Here is an 18,442-nt window from a genome sequence, read left to right as displayed (position 1 = left end):
AATCAGCGTTTAGCCGCTGCTGCGCGTTTCAAAATCTCAATCACCATCTCCGATGCCTTGTTCAGAGAACCAACCGGCAGGAACTCGTAGATTGAATGGAAATTATGCGCACCGCAGAACAGGTTCGGACAAGGCAGACCTTTTTCTGACAGAACCGCACCGTCATAACCACCGCGCATCGGGATTGCATAAGGTTCGACACCAATAGCTTTCATCGATTCCAGAGCCAGTTCAACCGGATAGAAATTATCGCCCTTCAGGCCTTCGGCAGCATTGCGATACATCGGACGATATTCAACCGACACTGTGCCCTCACCATGCAACTGATTAAAACTTGCGGCAAGAGTGTCGATAAAGTTACGGCGCTTATCATAGCCCTCTACCGTAAAATCGCGGATATCAACCACGATTTTGGCAGATGCCACGCTGCCCTGAATAGCTTTGACCCAGTAATAGCCTTCACGATTTTCCGTATGTTCCGGCCGTTCACCCGCTGGCAGCATACCAATATATTGCTGGGCATAGAGAATGGCATTGCGCAGCTTGCCCTTGGCCGACATCGGATGAGCAGGCTGACCACGGAACGTGATGTGGAACTCACCGGCATTCCAGTTTTCATAGACAATTTCACCCACTGCACAGCAATCCAGCGTATAGGCGAAATCCGCATTGAGGCTCTGTACATCCAGTGCTTTCGCGCCAAGCAGACCGATCTCTTCATCCGGCACAAACACGACTTTAACCTCGCCATGTTCAATCGACGGATTGTCGCGCAGAACCTGCATCGCATGCATAACTTCAGCGATCGCTGACTTGTTATCCGCACCCAGCAGACTGGTGCCGTCTGTCACGATAATGCGGTCGCCTTCGTAACGCTTCAGTTCCGGAAATTCCTCAACGCGCATCACAATATCAAGCGCTTTATTAAGGACGATATCCCCGCCCTGATACTCCACCACATGCGCCTTGGTATCAGTAGTATATTCACCGCTGGTATCCATATGGGCGACCCACGCGATCACCGGTGCCTGATGGTCGGCATTTTTGATATTGGACGGCAATGTACCAACCACGATGGAATGATCTCTCATTTCCACGGTAAGTCCCAAATCGCGCAGCTCGCCTGCCAACAGATTGGCGAGTTCAGTCTGACCGCTGCTCGACGGGAGTTTCCCCGCATCGGATACGGCTGTTGTATTAATACGGGTATAGTTCAGAAAGCGTTCAACAATATCCATCGGATTCTTTTACCTCATACCAAGGCGCTAAGATGCTAACGCATCACGCCTTGAAAATGTTCAATCACCACACGGGCTTAACCAAAGTCCAATGAGTTTTACTCAATGAACTTTGGTATCAGCTTACAGTTTCATTTCATCTTGCAGAAATGGCGCCGGTGACGGCGCCATTGATTTTGAAACAAGTGCTCACCAAAAACGGGTAAGATCGTGTTGCTTATTCTTCGATATCAACATCTTCAAAGAGATAACCGCCGAAAGGATCGATACGGAAATCTTTGACTTTCTTGCTGACCGGCTGCTCCATCACCTGATGGGCAATCGTCAACCACGGAGCCTGTTCTTTAAAGATCACCTGCGCCTGTTCATAAAGCTTGGTGCGTTCTGCCTGATCCGTGGTCAGCTTAGCCGCCTGAATAAGCTTTTCGAAATCAGCGTTACACCAGTTGGCACGGTTACTGCTGCCGACAGCTTCACAACCCAGCAAAGCTGCAAGGAAGTTGTCCGGATCAGCCATACCACCGGTCCAGCCGAGCATGACTGCACCGTCACGGTCTTTTTCGAGCGAGCGTTTGAGATATTCGCTCCAGTCATAGGAAACGATCTCAGCTTTAACACCAACTTTTGCCAGATCAGCCTGCATCGATTCCGCTGCACGGCGGGCATTCGGCATATAAGGACGCTGTACCGGCATTGCCCAGATCTTCATCGAAAGATCTTTAACACCGGCCTCTTCAAGAAGCTTGCGCGATGCTTCAATATCATAGGCATCGTCTTTAACGTCTTTATTATAGCCCCAAACACCTGGAGGCATTGCGTTGACCGCAACCATACCGGTTGAACCGAAGACGGCATCAATGATCGCCTGTTTGTTGATCGCCATATTCAGCGCTTTACGCACGCGCACATCGTCGAATGGTGCAACAACAGTATTATAGGCCATGAATGCAATATTCAGGCCTTCTTTACGCTGCACTTCAAGCGAGGTATCCGCTTTCATCTCATCAATATCCGCTGGGTTCGGATAAGCGATGATATGGCATTCGCCAGCCTTCAGCTTCTGATAACGCACGGAAGCATCAGGGGTAATCGCGAAAATCAGATTGTCGATCTTCTGTTTGCCACCCCAGTAATCAGGATTGGCCTGAAAACGCACAGCGCTGTTTGCCTGATAATCCACATATTGATACGGGCCGGTACCAACCGGCAGCTGGCTCAGCTGATCGGTCTTGCCTTCTGCCACCAATTGATCCGCATATTCTTTGGACTGGATTACAGCAAAGGTCAGCGACAGCGAAGCAATCATTGTTGCTTCCGGACGGTTCAGCACGAACTTAACCGTATGATCGTCGATCTTCTGGATTTCTTTAATCAGTGTCGGGAAAGAATAAGCACCATATTGCGGCCATGTCCCCTTACCGTAAAACGGATTTTCTTTGTTGCCCTGACGGTCAAAGCTGAAAATCACGTCATCCGCGTTGAATTCGCGGGTTGGTGTGAAATAGCTGGTCGTCTGGAATTTTACGCCTTTGCGAAGAAAGAAAGTATATTCCTTACCATCTTCCGAAATTTCCCAGCGCTCGGCCAGACCCGGTTCCAGTTCTGTTGAACCGCGCTTGATTTTAATCAGACCGTTGGACACGTTACGCGCCGAAGCGTCATAAGTTGCACCTGATGTGGTAGTTGCCGCATCAAAATTGTCCGGTGCTGCTTCAGAGCAATAAATCAGTGTTTTTGCTGAAGCCTGAGCAGAGGCCATTCCGCCGAGCAGCAAAGCAAGTGCTGTCGCCGAAAGCGCCTTTTTATAAATATTCATACTGGTATTCCCCATTCCATCCGGCAGACAAAACCTCTCTGTTCAAGTAACCAACAGAACTGCCTTGCCTGTTCATTTTACGCGCATCCCGAAAACTGTTTCACAGTCTTCAGACTACGCTCTTAGTCCGGTCACAAAGTGATTGATGACCGGAGTTAAGTGATTCCGTATCGTGATAGTGGAACGATCTCTGCCCGAGTGCCATTGATAATTTTGAATAAAATCACAATCATCCCAACTAAATCAGGGGAGTCTAAGAACCGGCGAAACGGGAGACCGGCTTTCGGCCATTCGCATGATGCTTTCACTGATGCGATCCATTCCGGCAAAAATACTCGATCTTTTTATTTTGCGCATATGTTATCCGATCGAAGCGGGATAAAAAAACAGTCCGGTGGACTGTTTTTTCCGCGAAGGCGCTTCACACTTTTCGGGATACGCTCTAGGTATAGACACGCCGGTTCCGGCATTCTTTCAACAATGTCGGTCAAACCGGAAGATAGCATGTCTGTTAAAAGTATTTTCTTCACCCTGCTTGCAACCGGCACAATCTGGGCGGGCAGTGCACAAGCTGAATGGCAGGCGATTGAGAAAGTGGAAACCTATTCTGTCTCCGGTACAACAGGTCCCGAGCTCTATGCTTCCATCGGCCAAAAAGGTCCGCAGATCAGCAAGAACAGACGCACCATTGCGCATACAAATTTCACATTGCTCTGGTCGCGCAAATATAAAACCGATGATGGCAACTGCACTTTGGTTTCTGCCAAACCAAAACTGACAATTACATATACATTGCCGAAACCGGCGCAAAAGCTACCGCCGGAGACTGCCGCGCTCTGGGCAACATTCTATGCCGGCATTGAAAAACATGAACATATTCACGGCGATTACATCAAAGAAATGGTGCAGAAAATTGAAACGGCCACCGTCGGGATGTCCGTTGCCAATGATCCGAAATGCATCAGGTTCAAAACAGAGCTGAATAAAGTACTCTCGGAACTGTTTCAGGAACAGCGCCAGCGCGGCCGCGATTTTGACCGTTCAGATATGGCACAGGGCGGAAATATTCATCAACTGATCCTCGGGCTGGTCAACGGCCACTGAATCACGACCACTTTATACATCCGTCAAAACTGACCATTATGTTTATTCTCAGCCGAAAACAGTGTTCAAAATCGCTGTTTCGCGCCCGTTTCGGCACATCAATCATCCATACTGGCAAATAATGCCGTCTTTTTGAGCATTATTGTGCCTGTACTCTGCCATTTCGTCACTGTAGTTATCAGCGCGCAGAAAGAGGAGGTTGTCTGCAACGGAGGATATTCCAGACCCGCATGCTGTCTTTATACAGCCCGTATCGGCATCAAACTATGTTGAACGGCAGCTTTTGATGTAATCAGCACTTGTAAGCGGGGCCAAGGAATTTTATCAGCACTCAATAATAAGTTGTAATACCCCTTCATCTTCCCAGTCTGAACGGGTAAACGAGCATAGCACGACACTATCCGTAAAGGATGCAGCGCGTGTCAGGATCAAACGGAGCAGGCAATTGAAAAATCATTCTGATATCTGGGATATCGTTGAAGAGAAAAGCCCTGCCTATTTTGATCTGAGTGATACAGTCTGGGACAATCCTGAAACCAATTACGAAGAATATAAAGCCAGCAATGCCCATGCGCAGATGCTGCTGGATGAAGGCTTTCGCGTAGAGCGCGGTATTGCCGGACTGCCGACCGCCGTTATGGGCGAAGCCGGTGAAGACGGCCCTGTCATTGCTATTCTCGGTGAGTTTGATGCCCTGCCCGGCCTGAGCCAGATTGCCGGTCTGGCAGAGCCGCAGGAAATTGAACGCGGTGGCCATGGTCATGGCTGTGGGCATAATCTGCTCGGCTCCGGCTCACTCCTCGCGGCCTCTGCGCTGAAAGACTATCTGGCAGAAAACGGTATCAAAGGCCGCGTGCGTTATTACGGTTGCCCTGCGGAAGAAGGCGGTTCGGCCAAAGGTTTCATGGTTCGTGAAGGTCTGTTTGATGATGTGGATGTCGCCTTCTGCTGGCATCCCGCTCCTTTTGCCGGTGTCAATGATCCGGTTTCTCTGGCCTGCAATGAAATCAGCTTCCATTTTACCGGCCGCGCAGCCCATGCCGCATCCGCCCCGCATCTCGGCCGCAGTGCGCTGGATGCCGTGGAACTGATGAATGTCGGCGTCAATTATATGCGTGAGCATATGCCTTCCAGCGCCCGTATCCATTATGCTGTTACCGATACCGGCGGCATTGCACCGAATGTGGTGCAAGCCAAAGCCACAGTGCGTTACCTGATCCGCGCGCTCAGCCTGCCGGAAATGCAGACATTGCTGGAACGCGTTCGTAAGATTGCACAGGGTGCAGCCCTGATGACGGAAACGTCGGTGCGTGATGAGATCATCAGCGGTGATGCCAATCTGATCGGCAATTCAACCCTTGAACAGCTGATGCAGATCCAGCTGGAACGTCTCGGCGCACCTGTTTTTGACGAACAGGACAGAAAGACTGCCCGCGAATTTCAGAATACTCTGAGCAAAGAAGATATCTCGGATGCTTTCCGCCGTTTTGGTGTTGAGCCAAAAGACGGACTTGCCCTATGCGAAGAGATCTATAAGCCGTATAACGGGGATAATTCCCTTGTCGGCTCTACCGATGTGGGCAGTGTAAGCTGGGTGGTACCAACTGTGCAAATGCGCGGTGCGACCTGCGCAATCGGCACGCCGCTGCATTCATGGCAAATGGTGGCGCAGGGTAAATTGCCTGCAGCCCATAAAGGCATGGCACATGCAGCGAAAATCATGAGCAGCACCGCTGCAGAATTGTTTCGCAATCCGGAACATATTACAGCGGCCAAAGCAGATCATAAAAAACGCCTCGGCGGTACAGTTTTCATCAATCCGATACCGGATGATGTGCAGCCTGCCCTCCCCGTGCAAAAAGCATAGTCAGCGGGCTACAGGAATCCATTATGACAACCATTTTTCTCATCTCTCCTTCTATTCACACGCAGTTTCGGACGGAAAACCAGTTCCCACTTTTCCTGAAACTGCTCTAACCGGCCAAGGACATTATGAAGCAACTCAGCTTTTTTGAAATCCTCAGCTTCGGGCCTGACGGCTGGGGGCAAGTTCTGCTCACCGGCGCATTAATGAGTGTTGCCCTTGCTGTGACCGGCTTTTTGCTCGGCGCAGTCATCGGCGTGTTCGGTGCCTGGGCAAAAATCTCAGGCGGACGGATTACCCGTACCATCGCGGATGGTTATACAACCATTATCCGCGGCATTCCTGACCTGCTGATTATCTATCTGTTTTATTTCGGCGGCAGTGCAGCGATTACCGCAATCGGCAAGCTGTTCGGCGCTGAAGGTTTCCTCGGTTTTCCGGGCTTTCTCGCCGGTATGCTGGCCATCGCCATTTCCTGCGGCGCGCATCATACGGAAGTTTTCCGTGGTGCTTTCAAAGCCGTTGCCAAAGGCGAGCTGGAAGCAGCAACCGCCTGCGGCATGGGTCGCTGGCTGAAATTCCGCCGTATCATTGCGCCTCTGTCGCTGCGTCATGCGCTGCCGGGTCTTGGCAATGTGTGGCAGGTATCGTTGAAAGAATCCGCTCTGGTTTCCGTGACCGGCGTTGTGGAACTGCTGCGTCAGGCACAGATCGGTGCCGGTTCGACCGGTCTGCCATTCAACTTCTTCCTGATCGCCGGTGCCCTCTATCTGCTGATTTCGTCTGTTTCAGGCGGCATTCTGCAGTCCGCTGAGCGCTATTTCTCCCGCGGCGTGAGGAGAGCCCAATGAGTTTTGAATTCTTCGCTGAATCTTTCGTCGCTATGCTGGCGGGTCTGCCTCTGACCCTGAAACTGGCCGCGACTGCGATTGCACTGGGTGCCTGTCTTGCACTGGTCATCGCGATGATGCGCCTGTCCGGTAATGTTGTGCTGGACTGGATTGCTCGTATTTATGTGTTTGTATTCCGCGGCACACCGCTGCTGGTGCAGATTTTCATCATCTATTACGGCCTCAGCCAGTTTCCGGCGATCCGTCACTCTTTCCTGTGGCCGATCCTGCGTGAGCCTTACTGGTGTGCGGTTATCGCTCTGACGATGAACACTGCCGCCTATGCCGGTGAGATCATCCGTGGCGGCCTGCTGTCCGTGCCTCATGGCCAGATTGAAGCAGCCAAGGCCTGTGGCATGTCGCGCTTCACCGCTTTCCGCCGTGTGGTCATGCCGCTTGCTATCCGTCAGGCACTGCCTGCCTATGGCAATGAAATGATCTCGATGGTCAAAGCCACCTCGCTGGCCTCGATCATCACGCTGATGGAAGTGACCGGTATTGCTGCCAAGCTGATTGCCGAGAGCTATCGCGCGATTGAAGTTTTTGTCGTTGCCGGTGCAATTTACCTGTCCATCAACTTCATTCTGACCCGTCTTCTGCTGCTGGCTGAATACCGCCTGACGCCATATCTGCGTCAGCCTGTTCCTGTCAGCGTACCGGCCAATATTCCTACCGAAGGAAAAGCATCGTGAGCAATACAGTATCCGCATCCGCACCGGTCGCGCTGAAAGTCGAAAACCTGCGCAAGAATTTCGGTCAGGTCGAAGTGCTGAAAGGTATTTCGCTCGAAGCCCGCGAAGGTGAAGTGATCTCCATTCTCGGCTCTTCCGGCTCGGGTAAATCCACATTGCTGCGCTGCATCAACCTTCTGGAAACACCGACATCCGGTACGGTCACCATTTCCGGTGAAACCATCAAGATGGCGCAGAACTCCAAAGGCGAAAGCTACCCGACCGACAAAAAACAGGTCTCGCGCATCCGTTCGGAACTCGGCATGGTCTTCCAGAGCTTCAACCTCTGGTCACACAAAACCATTCTGGAAAATGTAATTGAAGCGCCGATCTATGTGCAGGGGCGCAACCGCGCTGAAGTCATTGAAGAAGCGGAAGCGCTGCTGGCGAAAGTCGGTATTGCCGATAAGCGCAATTACTACCCTTCACATATGTCCGGCGGTCAGCAGCAGCGTGCAGCGATTGCCCGCGCGCTGGCGATGAAACCAAAAGTGATGCTGTTTGACGAACCGACTTCCGCACTTGATCCGGAACTGGTAGGTGAAGTTCTTCGCGTGATGCGCGGACTTGCTGAAGAAGGCCGTACAATGCTGGTCGTGACCCACGAAATGGGCTTTGCCCGTGACGTTTCCAACCGCGTTATCTTTGTACATCAGGGTCAGGTTGAAGAAGACGGCGCACCGTCGGAAGTCTTCACCAATTCCAAGTCAGAACGTTTCCGCAAATTCATCAGCCACGAAAATGCGGCTTAAAGCATTTCCAGCAAAAGTGCGAAGCGTCTTCGCGGGGAAATCAGTTCGCTGGACTGATTTCTATTCCCACTTCGATGCATAGGATAATGCGTAAAGACAAAGAGACAGAGCGGCTCAAAAGTTCAATCCTGAATGGAGCCGCTCTAAATGAACAAGAATAATTGTAAACAGGGTGCTTCTATGAAAATCAGCCTCATCACCAAATCGCTTCTTGCTTCTGCAATGCTGCTCGGCGCCGTATCGGCCAGCGTCACTGCACAGGCTGAAGAAAAGAAATGGACCAAAGTAACCATCGCAACTGAAGGTGCTTACCGTCCGTACAACTTCACCAAGCCGGACGGCACACTCGACGGCTATGAAATCGAGCTGAGCAAATATCTCTGCGATCATATGAAAGTGGAATGCACGCTCGTTGCAACACCATTTGACAGCATGATCCCTGCGCTGAACGCCGGTAAATTCGACGCGATCATGGCTGGCCTGACCGCCACTGCAAAGCGTGAAGAAACCATTGATTTCTCGGTTTCCTACGGCCTGACACCACAGACTTTCGCAACGCTGAAAGACAGCCCTTATGCGAAACTGCCGCATACCGGCGAAACTCTGTTCCTTGCCAATGAAGATGAAGCCACGAAGAAAGCCATCGGCGAATTTTCGACTTCAATCGAAGGCCGCACTGTTGGCGTACAGACCGCTTCGCTCGGCCTGACTCTGCTCAACACCTATTTCAAAGATTCCGCTGATATCCGCGAATATAAGACAACTGAACAGCACGATCTGGATCTGAAGTCCGGCCGCGTTGATCTGGTTGTAGCGTCGCTGGCCTATCTGGCCGATGCTGCGAAAAAGCCAGGCAATGAAGATATCGTTCTGACCGGCCCTTACTTCAAAGGCGGCGTTCTGGGTCGCGGCGTTGCCGTTGGTCTGCGCAAGAACGAACCAGAACTGCAGAAGAAGTTCAGCGAAGCGATTGAAGCTGCAAAAGCTGACGGCACAATCAAAAAGCTGTCCGAAAAATGGTTCGGTTTTGACGTAACTCCATAAGTTACAGATACAATTTGAAATCATGAATGTGGCTGCGATTTTCGCGGCCACATTTTTTTATCGTGAGCAAGAGCAACTGGAGCATGCTCAAATCCGGTCATCGCATAAAGACATGATCTGATCTGAAACTTTGATGATCCGCTCTGCGCAATATGATTGGACGGCAAGGCTTTGTATCTGTAGAAGCCTTTGTTATTCAAACATTTCTCATCCTGCATCCGGATCACGACTATGCCTGTATATGAACTCGCCGCACTCGGAGCCGCGACTTGCTGGGCGTTTACAGGTATTATTTCTGCCATTCCCGCCGGTCATGTCGGCGCATTGGCTTTTAACCGTGGCAGGCAGGTTTTCGTCACCGGATTATTGCTGATCTATGTGCTGATTTCCGGCTCATGGCGCGACCTCAGTTGGGACAGCGCAGTTCCGCTGCTGCTCTCCGGCCTGATCGGGATTTTCGTCGGCGACTCTCTGCTGTTCACCGCACTGAACCGCCTCGGCCCCCGCCGCTCCGGTATTCTGTTTGCGCTCAATGCACCGATTGCCGCCGTGCTTGGCTGGATACTGCTGGATGAAACATTGTCACCTATGGGTGTGCTCGGCATCGCCGTCACGATATCCGGTGTGTTGCTGGCCATTCTGTTCGGCAAGCGCCGTGCACAAATCCATGAATGGGAAAAGATCAAAGGCCCGCTCTGGATCGGTGTCGGGCTGGGGCTGGCAGCGGCAACCGGTCAGGCCATCGGCTCCATTATCGCCCGCCCTGTTATGGTCAGCGGGATTGATCCGGCACTGGCCTCGCTGTTACGTGTTGGCATTGCGGCCTGCTGCCTGACCGTGCTGACACAATTGCCGGTTCCGGCGCTCAAGCCCAAAAAGCCTTTTACGCTGAAGATTGCCTTCCTCACCGCTTTGACCGGCTTTCTCTCGCTGGCGCTCGGCATGACATTGCTGCTCTTTGCGCTTTCCGGCGGTAAGGTCGGCATTGTCTCCACCATCTCGGCCACAACACCGGTGATTATTCTGCCGCTGCTATGGCTGCGTACCGGTGAACGCCCCGCCAATGGTGCATGGCTTGGCGCTCTTCTGGTGGTAGCCGGAATGGCACTGATTATGCTGCGCTGAGTGAGATACTCACTCAGCCGCCTGCTGCTGATAATGATGACCGGAAACCACACGCACGGCTTCAGAAACCGCCTGCGCAATGCGGTTATCAATCAGCACATTGCTGAGTTGTCCGTCGGTAAAATCACGATCTGAGACATAGATTGCAGTCGGCAGTGCGAAAGCCTCAAAGAATCCGAATAGCGGGCGCAACTGATGCTCGACGATCAGCGAATGGCGGTCACCGCCGCCGGTTGCCGCGAGAATGACCGGCTTGCCACGCAGCAATTTCGGGTCTAGCAGATCGAAAAAATGCTTGAACAGTCCCGTATAGCTGCCTTTATAGGTCGGCGTACCGACAACCAGCAGATCAGCAGCGGCAATTTCATCCACAATGTCAGAAGCCTGCTTGTCGAGTTGCGACGGCCAGCGTGCAGCAGGGAACGACGCTCCCAGATCGGCAATATCATAGACAGATGACACACCGCCGAGGGCCAGAGCTGCCTGTCCGGCAATATGTTCAACAAAGCCACGGGTTTTGGACGGGCTGGTCAGGTTGCCGGAAAATCCGGTTATGCGGGGCGCACTCATAGTCTTTCCTCAGAACTTTCAGAATTTTCATGTGTCAGCGGGGGCGGCAAAGGAATTTTCCCCGCAAAAACCGGCACGCGATAGCCGCGCTGCACAGCTTCCCGTTTGGCGATTTGCAGATACCAGCGCCGGACGGAGGGATAATCATTGAGATTGATTTTATGGCGTTCAAAACGTGACACCCACGGCCAGACTGACATATCGGCAATGGAATAGTCCCCTGCCAGATAATCTTTGCCGTTGAGATGCTGCTCCAGCTTCTCGTAAAGCCGCTTGGTTTCACTTGCGAAAAGCGCGGATGCTGCCGGCGCCACGTCCGGATGATAGGTCAGAAAATAATGCGCATGGCCAAGTGTGGGTCCTAATCCGCCAACCTGCCAAAATACCCATTCCAGCACCGCATAGCGCTCAGCGCCTGATGCTGGCAAAAACCGGCCGGTCTTCTCTGCGAGATAGGTCAGGATTGCACCGGATTCCAGCAATGTCAGCCCGTTTGAATGATCGACAATCGCCGGAATTTTAGAGCCCGCACTGATCTTGCGGAAGTTTTCAGAGAACTGCTCGCCTTTGGTCAGGTCGATTGCATGCGCCTGATAAAGCAAGCCGAACTCTTCCAGCGCAATGGAGGTTTTCAGCCCGTTGGGCGTAATCCATGTGTAGAGATCAATCATATCAGTCAAACATCAGGTCGGGCATCAGGTCGGGCATCGCATCGGATGTTTGGCGGTTTGTTATATTACGTCCGGTCACATCTTCCAGCCCGTCAAAAATCTCCCGTAGCCGCAGCACAATTTGCTCAACACGCGGATCAGCCACACTATAGATCATCGTCTTGCCGTCGCGCCTGCAGGCAATGGCACCTGCCTCGCGCAGAATACTCAATTGTTGCGACAGGCTCGGCTGCGGAATACGTAGTTCCGCTTCCAGCTCACCGACCTGCGCTTCCTGCTCCATCAGATAACAAACCAGCGCCAGCCGGTTTGCATTGGCAATCAGCTTGAGCAGGTCACTTGCTGTGGTGACAGAACGGCATAAACGGGCTGCAACCGGCTTGGTCATTAAACCTCTCATTATAACCACGCGCAAACATTCTATAAAAAAATATATTGATAACTGATATTAATCAATATGTTATAAATTCAAGCGTTAAAAATTATGACCTACGCACATGCCAAAAACTAGAATAATCCGTTACAAAGCCGCACAAAATTAGAACAGCCCGCTTTGGCTTTCATTTTACAAAAACGTAAATTGTATCTCAGTACCACAGGCGGATAATTCCGGTTTCTGCCTGTCTTCTGAAAGGGCAGTTTATGAAAATCGGTGTTCATCCCAGCAATCTGCATCTGCGTATCGCACAGGTCTGGCCTGATGCCTTTGCCGCACTGGATGGTGAGTTTGTTGCCTATCGCGAAGGGCGCGACACCGGCAGACTGATTACAGAAGGCAAGATTGATTTTGGCGGCACCGGCTCAACCCCGCCGATCACTGCAGCTCTGGACGGGTTGCCTGTCAATTATATCGCCGCCTCTGCCCCGCGCCCTGCCAATGGCGCTATTCTGGTTCGCGCTGACAGCCCGATCAAATCCACATCTCATCTGAAACACCGCCGCATCGGGCTGGTAGACGGTTCTTTCCAGACCTATTATCTGGCACGCAATCTGGAAGAAGCCGGTCTCAGCCTCGCCGATATTGAACGCGTCGAGCCGGAGGTCAATGACGCCCTGCCCGCCCTGCTCGACGGTCGTGTTGATGCGTGGATTGCTATGGCACCGCGTCTGGAAAATGCACTTGAGCGCGATGATATCCGCCTGCTCTCGCGCTGCGGCTCTACTATTCCCAACCGCTCTTTGTTCTGGACGCTAGAAAGCAGCGGGTTTGATGCCCAAACCCGCCTGAAAATTGCGCAGGAACTGGCACGGATAGGCCGCGAAATCACAGCAGACCCGCATCAGGCCGCCCGCAGGCTGGTGGAAAGCGGTGCAACGGAAGCCAGTCTGCAAGGCTGGGAAAAGGTGATTGCCTCACGCGATTTCACTGTCATTCCGGCGGATGAAACCATTCTCACAGAACAGCAGACAGAAGCAGAAGTTCTGCATCGTCACGGGCATTTTGACCGCCTTGCGCAGATTTATCCGCAGGCTGCCTGATCGCCACCATCTCCTAAATTTAAGAATACGGACAATGATATGAATATTTTCTGGTATATGTGCGCACCTGACGGTGCCTATCCGTGGAAGCCTGAAGGTTCCCGCAAGGTTGATCTCGGCTATTACAAGCAGCTTGCCATGGCCTATGACCAACTGGGTTATACCGGCGCACTCTTTGCCACCGGCGCCCATGATGTATGGGGATTGGCCAATTCACTGCTGCCTTATACGGAGCGGCTGAAATTTCTCGTTGCCATCCATCCGGGTCTGATTGCGCCGACTTTGCTTGCCAAAATGGCTGCGAGTTTTCAGGAATTTTCCAACGGCCGCCTGCTGGTCAATGTCGTATCGGGTGACGCCAAAATGCTCGGTGCCTATGGCATGAACATTCCCCATGATGAACGCTATGACATGGCCGATGAATATCTGACCATCTGGCACAGACTGTTTGCCGGTGAGAGTGTGGATTATCAGGGCAAATATTTCTCAACGACAGGTGCCAAACTGGCACTGCCGGTGGGGGAGACGATTGCCCCCCCGCCGCTCTGGTTCGGCGGCTCCTCCGATAAAGCGCTCGATGTTTCCGCCAAACATACCGACACTTACCTGTCATGGGGCGAAACGCCGGAGCAGATCGGTGCAAAAATCGCCAAGGTCAAAGAACGTGCCAAGCAATTCGGTCGTACTATGCAATATGGCATCCGCCTTTATGTAATTGTACGCGACACCGATGCCAAAGCATGGGAAGCCGCCAATGATCTCTATGCTCAGATGGATGCCGCATCCATTGCTGCCAATCAGCGCTTTGTATCCAACACGGATTCCGTTGGTCAAAAACGCATGAGTGCTTTGCATGGCGGTGTTAAGCCTGAGAACTTACGTGATCTGGAAGTAGCGCCAAACCTCTGGGCAGGTATCGGTCTTGTGCGTCCGGGCCCGGGTACTGCCATTGTCGGCTCGCCGGATACGGTGATCCGCACACTGGAGGCCTATCGTGAAGCCGGTGTGGAAACTTTCATCCTCTCCGGCATGCCATTGCTGGAAGAAGCCTATCGTTTCGGGGAAACTGTGCTGCCGCGTCTTGATGTTTCAACAGAAGTAAAGCAAGCAAAGAATTACACATGGTCAACATTGTTTGACCGCGACCTCTCTAAGGCAGTTCCGGCTTGACGATGAGTACAGTGAAGACCTATCCCGCGATCGCAATAACACCGGTGCAATCCTTTGCCAGAACAATGCTGACCGGCATTGAGAATCTGCTGGGTGCAATCTGTGCCGCGCTCCTTGCCGCATTGCTGCTGATTGTGCTGACAACAGTGGTGCTGCGCTACGGGTTTAACACAGGTTTTCTCGGCTCTGAAGAGCTGGCGACATGGCTCTATGTTGCATTGATTGCCTTTGGTGCACCGCTGGCAATCAATTCGGCACTGGCGATGCGGCTTGATCTGGTGACATCCCGTCTCTCGCCTTCGGGTCAGCGTGGCGCGGCTATTATTGCGGACACTTTCACGCTGATGAGCGGGCTGATCCTCAGCTTCGGCAGCGCACGGATTGCTGTGCTACTTGGCGGCATTTCTCCGACACTCGGCCTGCCGGAATGGATACGTTTCGGCTTTCTCGGTCTCGGCGGGTTCTTTATTCTGATTGTGCTGGGGCTACAGCGCATCAGCGAGAATAAAATACCGGATCTGCTGATTGCCGGTCTGCTGGCAACGGCGCTCTATATCGCGGTCAGCCATATCCATATTGATACGGATTTAAGCCCGAGTATTGTGCTGGGTCTGATTGCTCTGGCCGGACTGCTGGTTGCGGCTCCTCTGCCCCATGCATTTCTGGCCGCCGCCTATATTGCCATTGCCTTTGGCAGCACCTTGCCGGAACCGGCGGTGGTGTCTTCCACCGTCACCGGTGTTTCCAAATTCCTGCTGTTGGCAATTCCGTTCTTTCTGCTGGCGGGCAGCCTGCTTACCGCCGCAGGCATTGCGCATAAGATCGTGCAATTTGCCTCCTCACTTGTCGGCCATCGCCGTGCCGGACTGGCACAGACCACATTGCTGACCAGTGTGCTGTTTTCCGGCGCCTCCGGTTCTTCTGTCGCCAATGCGGCCTTCGGCGCTGCAACCTTCCAGCCGGAACTGGTAAAGCGCGGCTATCCGCCTGCGCAGGCCGGTGCAATTATTGCGGCAACATCTGTGCTGGATAATGTCATCCCGCCGTCTATTGCCTTTCTCATTCTTGCAGCGGCAACCAATCTCTCGGTCGGCGCATTGCTGGTCGGCGGTTTCTTCGCCGGTGCGGTCATGGCTGTCTGCCTTGCCGTTGCCATTCATCTGACCGTTCGTGAACAAGTGACACAGCCGCGTGCCAGCGGACAGGAACGCCTGCATTCAGCCATCGGTGCCATACCGGCTTTCGGCCTTGGCATTATCGTTGTGGTTGGCATCCGCATGGGCGTTGTCACCACCACAGAGGCCGCTGCTATTGCTGCGCTCTATACATTGGTCATGGCTCTGATCGGCAAAGTCGGAACTGCATCGCTCTATGATATTTTCAGGCAATCCGGCAAAGAAGCCTCTGCTATCGGCTTACTTATCGGCACGGCCAGTCCTTTCGCTTTCCTGCTGGCGGTGGATGATATTTCCGGCACGATTTCCGATCTGGTCAACGGTCTTGGCGCGAACCCGATCATCATTCTGATTGCCATCAATCTCGTATTGCTGATTGTCGGCCTTGTGCTCGATATTGGTGCCGCCATTTTGCTGTTCGGCCCGATCTTTCTGCCAATTGCCGTTGCTGCTGGTATTGATCCGGTGATGTTCGGTGTCATTCTCGTGGTCAATCTTATGATCGGCGGACTGACACCACCGGTCGGCATGCTGGTCTTTGTGGTCAGCGGCGTCACTCGCCTCCCCGCCACGGCTCTTTTCAAAGCCATGACACCCTATTTCATCGCTCTGCTGTTTTCTCTCGTCATTCTCGGCGCATGGGCTTTGCTCATCTGACCTGCACTCATAAGGATCCTCCCGCTATGATTACGCTTAACCGCCGCCATTTTTTGCGCACAGCCACGCTCGGCACTGCTACCGCCCTTGCCATGCCTGCCCTCATCCGCACGGCACAGGCCAAAACCGCTATCACTATCGCCTCGCTATTTGGCGACGATAAGCCGGAAACCAAAATTTGGGCAAAAATCCGTGATCTCGTGGAAGCAAAACTGCCGGGACAATTCCGTTTCAATATCGTCAAAGACAGTGCTTTGGGTGGTGAAAAGGAAGTAGCTGAGGGCATCCGCCTCGGCTCAATTCAGGGCAGTCTCTCCACCGTTTCCGCGCTTTCCGGCTGGGTGCCGGAGCTGCAAATTCTTGACCTGCCATTCTTGTTCAAAGATGCAGACCATGTGCTGAAAACCGTGCAAGGCGAGACTGGCAATGATCTGAAAGAAAAGCTCAAAGCACAGAACTTTATCGCTACCGGCTTTATCAATTATGGCGCACGGCATTTGCTGACCAAAGAAGCAGTGACCAAACCGGAACAACTCAAAGGCAAACGCATCCGCACTATTCAAAGCCCGCTGCATACCAAGCTCTGGAGCAATTTCGGCACTACACCGGTGGGTATTCCGATCACCGAAACCTATAATGCACTGGAAACCGGCGTTGCCGATGCGATGGATCTGACAAAATCAGCCTATGCGAGCTTCAAGCTCTATGAGGTTGTGCCGTTTGTCACCGAGACGAGCCATATCTGGGCGTCGGGTGTGGTCTATTTCTCTGCCAATTTCTGGAACGGTCTCAATGCCGAGCAACAGCAGGTGCTGCAGGAAGCATCACAAGAGGCCACCACCTATTTTAATCAGCTGATTGTTGATGATGAAAGCGCGGCGATTGCCAAAGCCAAGGAACATGGTGCGCAGGTTCTGCAGCCGGAAAATTATGACCAATGGCAGGCCGGTGCAAAAACCGTATGGGATGATTTCGCACCGGTTGTCGGCGGTATCGACCGCATCAATGCGATCAAAAATCTTTAACTCACAGACCGGTCAGGGCGTCCCCCCTCCTCAGCCGGAGGGGGCGTCACAGCTTTAATTGCCGGCCTGATATTTCTTCAGCATTTCTGCGGCGCTGATTTCATCGGTGATGAAAACTGTCGGTTTCAGCAGTTTCATCGCACCGAGCAAAGCCACCACTTTTTCCGGCCCGCCGGAGGTGAGGATACGCACCGGTGCTTTTTGCACCTTATCCATGCTGACCGACATCACGCGCTCATGCACCGGATCGGAAACGATCTCGCCATTACGGTCATAGAAATGGAACAGCATATCGCCGACTGCGCCATTCTCGATCAAAGAGCGCTTCTGCGCTTCATCAATCAGACCAACGCGATAGGATGTGCTGCTGGCCGTTTCAATGCCGCCGATGCTGAGCAGCACCATATCCAGATCATCAGCCATTTCGAAAACATCTTTCAGGCCGCAGCGTTCAACCAACGCCTCGCGCGTTTCCTGACTGTCAACCAGTGCCGGAGCGGGGATCAGATAGCCCTCGCCCTGAAAAATCTGCGCGAATTGCCAGGCAAATTCCGGCGGATTGAACCGGCGCGGCTGTGCAATTCCGCCGAGAAGCGAAATCACTTTAAGATCATTAAGACTGCGCGCACCGATATGCTGCAAAGTGCCGGATAATGTGCGCCCCCAGCCCACACCAATGCGCATACCGTGCTGTACTTTCTCGGAAAGATAGGCACCGGTTGCAGCGGCAATCGGCACAATCGGGTCAGTCTCCGGCGTTGACAGCGGTGCAACGATTGCCCGTTCCAGCCCGAAGGTCTGCTCCAGCATTCTTTCCAGCGCAGTCAGACCGGCCAGCTTGCCTTCAATCGTGATCTTCACCTCATTGCGGGCACGGGCTTCGGCCAGCAGCCGCACAATCGTTACACGACCGACACCAAGCACATCCGCAATGTCATTCTGAGTCATCTGCTCAACATAATACATCCACGCCGCGCGGGTGCGCAGCCGGTTGGTTTTATTCTCGCTGGCGACGCCTTCTGATCCGACGATAAATTCCGGTGTTTCCTGAACATTACCCGATTTGCGCTTTGTGCTTTTCAACCCAATTCCCCGAATATTTTGCACATACTTATACGACCTGCTGAAAGA

Annotated in this window: 17 protein-coding genes; 11 read left to right on the top strand and 6 right to left on the bottom strand. The window is 52.7% G+C overall.

Annotated elements, in window-relative coordinates; all coding sequences use genetic code 11:
- Positions 1–2: 2 nt before the first annotated feature.
- Together pepT and BKD14_RS03270 are read right to left on the bottom strand one after the other, a co-directional pair.
- A complete protein-coding gene (gene pepT, locus BKD14_RS03275) occupies positions 3–1,238 on the bottom strand; it encodes a peptidase T (protein ID WP_075654256.1) in 1,236 nt (411 codons plus the stop codon).
- 217 nt (positions 1,239–1,455) lie between these two features.
- Complete coding sequence (locus BKD14_RS03270; RefSeq protein ID WP_028233448.1) at positions 1,456–3,054, bottom strand: ABC transporter substrate-binding protein; 1,599 nt, start codon at positions 3,052–3,054, stop codon at positions 1,456–1,458.
- A gap of 504 nt (positions 3,055–3,558) precedes the next feature.
- Here BKD14_RS03270 and BKD14_RS03265 point away from each other — a divergent pair.
- The 7 genes from BKD14_RS03265 to BKD14_RS03235 all read left to right on the top strand — a co-directional run bounded on the left by BKD14_RS03265 (position 3,559) and on the right by BKD14_RS03235 (position 10,564).
- Positions 3,559–4,158 carry a DUF922 domain-containing protein gene (locus tag BKD14_RS03265; protein ID WP_075654255.1) on the top strand — a complete coding sequence of 200 codons (600 nt, stop codon included), beginning with the start codon at positions 3,559–3,561 and terminating at the stop codon, positions 4,156–4,158.
- Positions 4,159–4,603: 445 nt separating this feature from the next.
- A complete protein-coding gene (locus BKD14_RS03260) occupies positions 4,604–6,025 on the top strand; it encodes a M20 family metallopeptidase (RefSeq protein ID WP_075654254.1) in 1,422 nt (473 codons plus the stop codon).
- 125 nt (positions 6,026–6,150) lie between these two features.
- The gene (locus tag BKD14_RS03255; RefSeq protein ID WP_022710163.1) at positions 6,151–6,873 is read left to right on the top strand and encodes an ABC transporter permease subunit; all 723 of its coding nucleotides are present in this window, start codon (positions 6,151–6,153) and stop codon (positions 6,871–6,873) included.
- Entirely contained in the window at positions 6,870–7,604 is a 735-nt protein-coding gene (locus BKD14_RS03250) for an ABC transporter permease (protein ID WP_022710164.1), read from the top strand. The genes BKD14_RS03255 and BKD14_RS03250 overlap by 4 nt, the downstream gene beginning before the upstream one ends.
- A complete protein-coding gene (locus BKD14_RS03245) occupies positions 7,601–8,395 on the top strand; it encodes an ATP-binding cassette domain-containing protein (RefSeq protein ID WP_075654253.1) in 795 nt (264 codons plus the stop codon). The genes BKD14_RS03250 and BKD14_RS03245 overlap by 4 nt, the downstream gene beginning before the upstream one ends.
- A 180-nt stretch (positions 8,396–8,575) precedes the next feature.
- On the top strand, positions 8,576–9,439 hold the full coding sequence (locus tag BKD14_RS03240) for a transporter substrate-binding domain-containing protein (protein ID WP_075654252.1): 864 nt from the start codon (positions 8,576–8,578) through the stop codon (positions 9,437–9,439).
- A gap of 231 nt (positions 9,440–9,670) precedes the next feature.
- Positions 9,671–10,564, top strand: coding sequence for a DMT family transporter (locus tag BKD14_RS03235; RefSeq protein WP_075654251.1), 894 nt, complete (start codon positions 9,671–9,673; stop codon positions 10,562–10,564).
- Between the two features lie 9 nt (positions 10,565–10,573).
- Here the strand turns inward: BKD14_RS03235 and msuE are convergent, their stop codons facing one another.
- The 3 genes from msuE to BKD14_RS03220 are packed head-to-tail and all read right to left on the bottom strand — an operon-like array spanning position 10,574 to position 12,193.
- On the bottom strand, positions 10,574–11,134 hold the full coding sequence (gene msuE / locus BKD14_RS03230; RefSeq protein ID WP_075654250.1) for an FMN reductase: 561 nt from the start codon (positions 11,132–11,134) through the stop codon (positions 10,574–10,576).
- Positions 11,131–11,805 carry a glutathione binding-like protein gene (locus BKD14_RS03225; protein ID WP_075654249.1) on the bottom strand — a complete coding sequence of 225 codons (675 nt, stop codon included), beginning with the start codon at positions 11,803–11,805 and terminating at the stop codon, positions 11,131–11,133. The genes msuE and BKD14_RS03225 overlap by 4 nt, the downstream gene beginning before the upstream one ends.
- A 1-nt stretch (position 11,806) precedes the next feature.
- Positions 11,807–12,193, bottom strand: coding sequence for a metalloregulator ArsR/SmtB family transcription factor (locus BKD14_RS03220; RefSeq protein WP_075654248.1), 387 nt, complete (start codon positions 12,191–12,193; stop codon positions 11,807–11,809).
- A 254-nt stretch (positions 12,194–12,447) separates the two neighbouring features.
- On the opposite strand from BKD14_RS03220, the gene BKD14_RS03215 reads away from it, so the two are divergent.
- From BKD14_RS03215 to dctP, 4 genes are all read left to right on the top strand, one after another.
- The gene (locus tag BKD14_RS03215) at positions 12,448–13,284 is read left to right on the top strand and encodes an ABC transporter substrate-binding protein (protein ID WP_075654247.1); all 837 of its coding nucleotides are present in this window, start codon (positions 12,448–12,450) and stop codon (positions 13,282–13,284) included.
- Between the two features lie 39 nt (positions 13,285–13,323).
- The gene (locus BKD14_RS03210; RefSeq protein WP_075654246.1) at positions 13,324–14,454 is read left to right on the top strand and encodes an LLM class flavin-dependent oxidoreductase; all 1,131 of its coding nucleotides are present in this window, start codon (positions 13,324–13,326) and stop codon (positions 14,452–14,454) included.
- 65 nt (positions 14,455–14,519) lie between these two features.
- Positions 14,520–16,286: a TRAP transporter large permease subunit gene (locus BKD14_RS03205; RefSeq protein WP_245293579.1), complete on the top strand. Its 1,767-nt coding sequence runs from the start codon at positions 14,520–14,522 to the stop codon at positions 16,284–16,286.
- A gap of 26 nt (positions 16,287–16,312) precedes the next feature.
- Positions 16,313–17,311, top strand: coding sequence for a TRAP transporter substrate-binding protein (dctP, locus tag BKD14_RS03200; RefSeq protein WP_075654244.1), 999 nt, complete (start codon positions 16,313–16,315; stop codon positions 17,309–17,311).
- 54 nt (positions 17,312–17,365) lie between these two features.
- Here the strand turns inward: dctP and BKD14_RS03195 are convergent, their stop codons facing one another.
- Positions 17,366–18,394 (bottom strand): sugar-binding transcriptional regulator, encoded by a 1,029-nt coding sequence (locus tag BKD14_RS03195; RefSeq protein ID WP_075654758.1) that lies wholly within the window; start codon positions 18,392–18,394, stop codon positions 17,366–17,368.
- Between the last annotated feature and the right edge of the window lie 48 nt (positions 18,395–18,442).

Source organism: Pseudochrobactrum sp. B5 (assembly GCF_001939785.1).
GTDB classification, from domain to species: domain Bacteria; phylum Pseudomonadota; class Alphaproteobacteria; order Rhizobiales; family Rhizobiaceae; genus Pseudochrobactrum; species Pseudochrobactrum saccharolyticum.
This window is presented reverse-complemented; position numbering and strand designations above follow the sequence as displayed.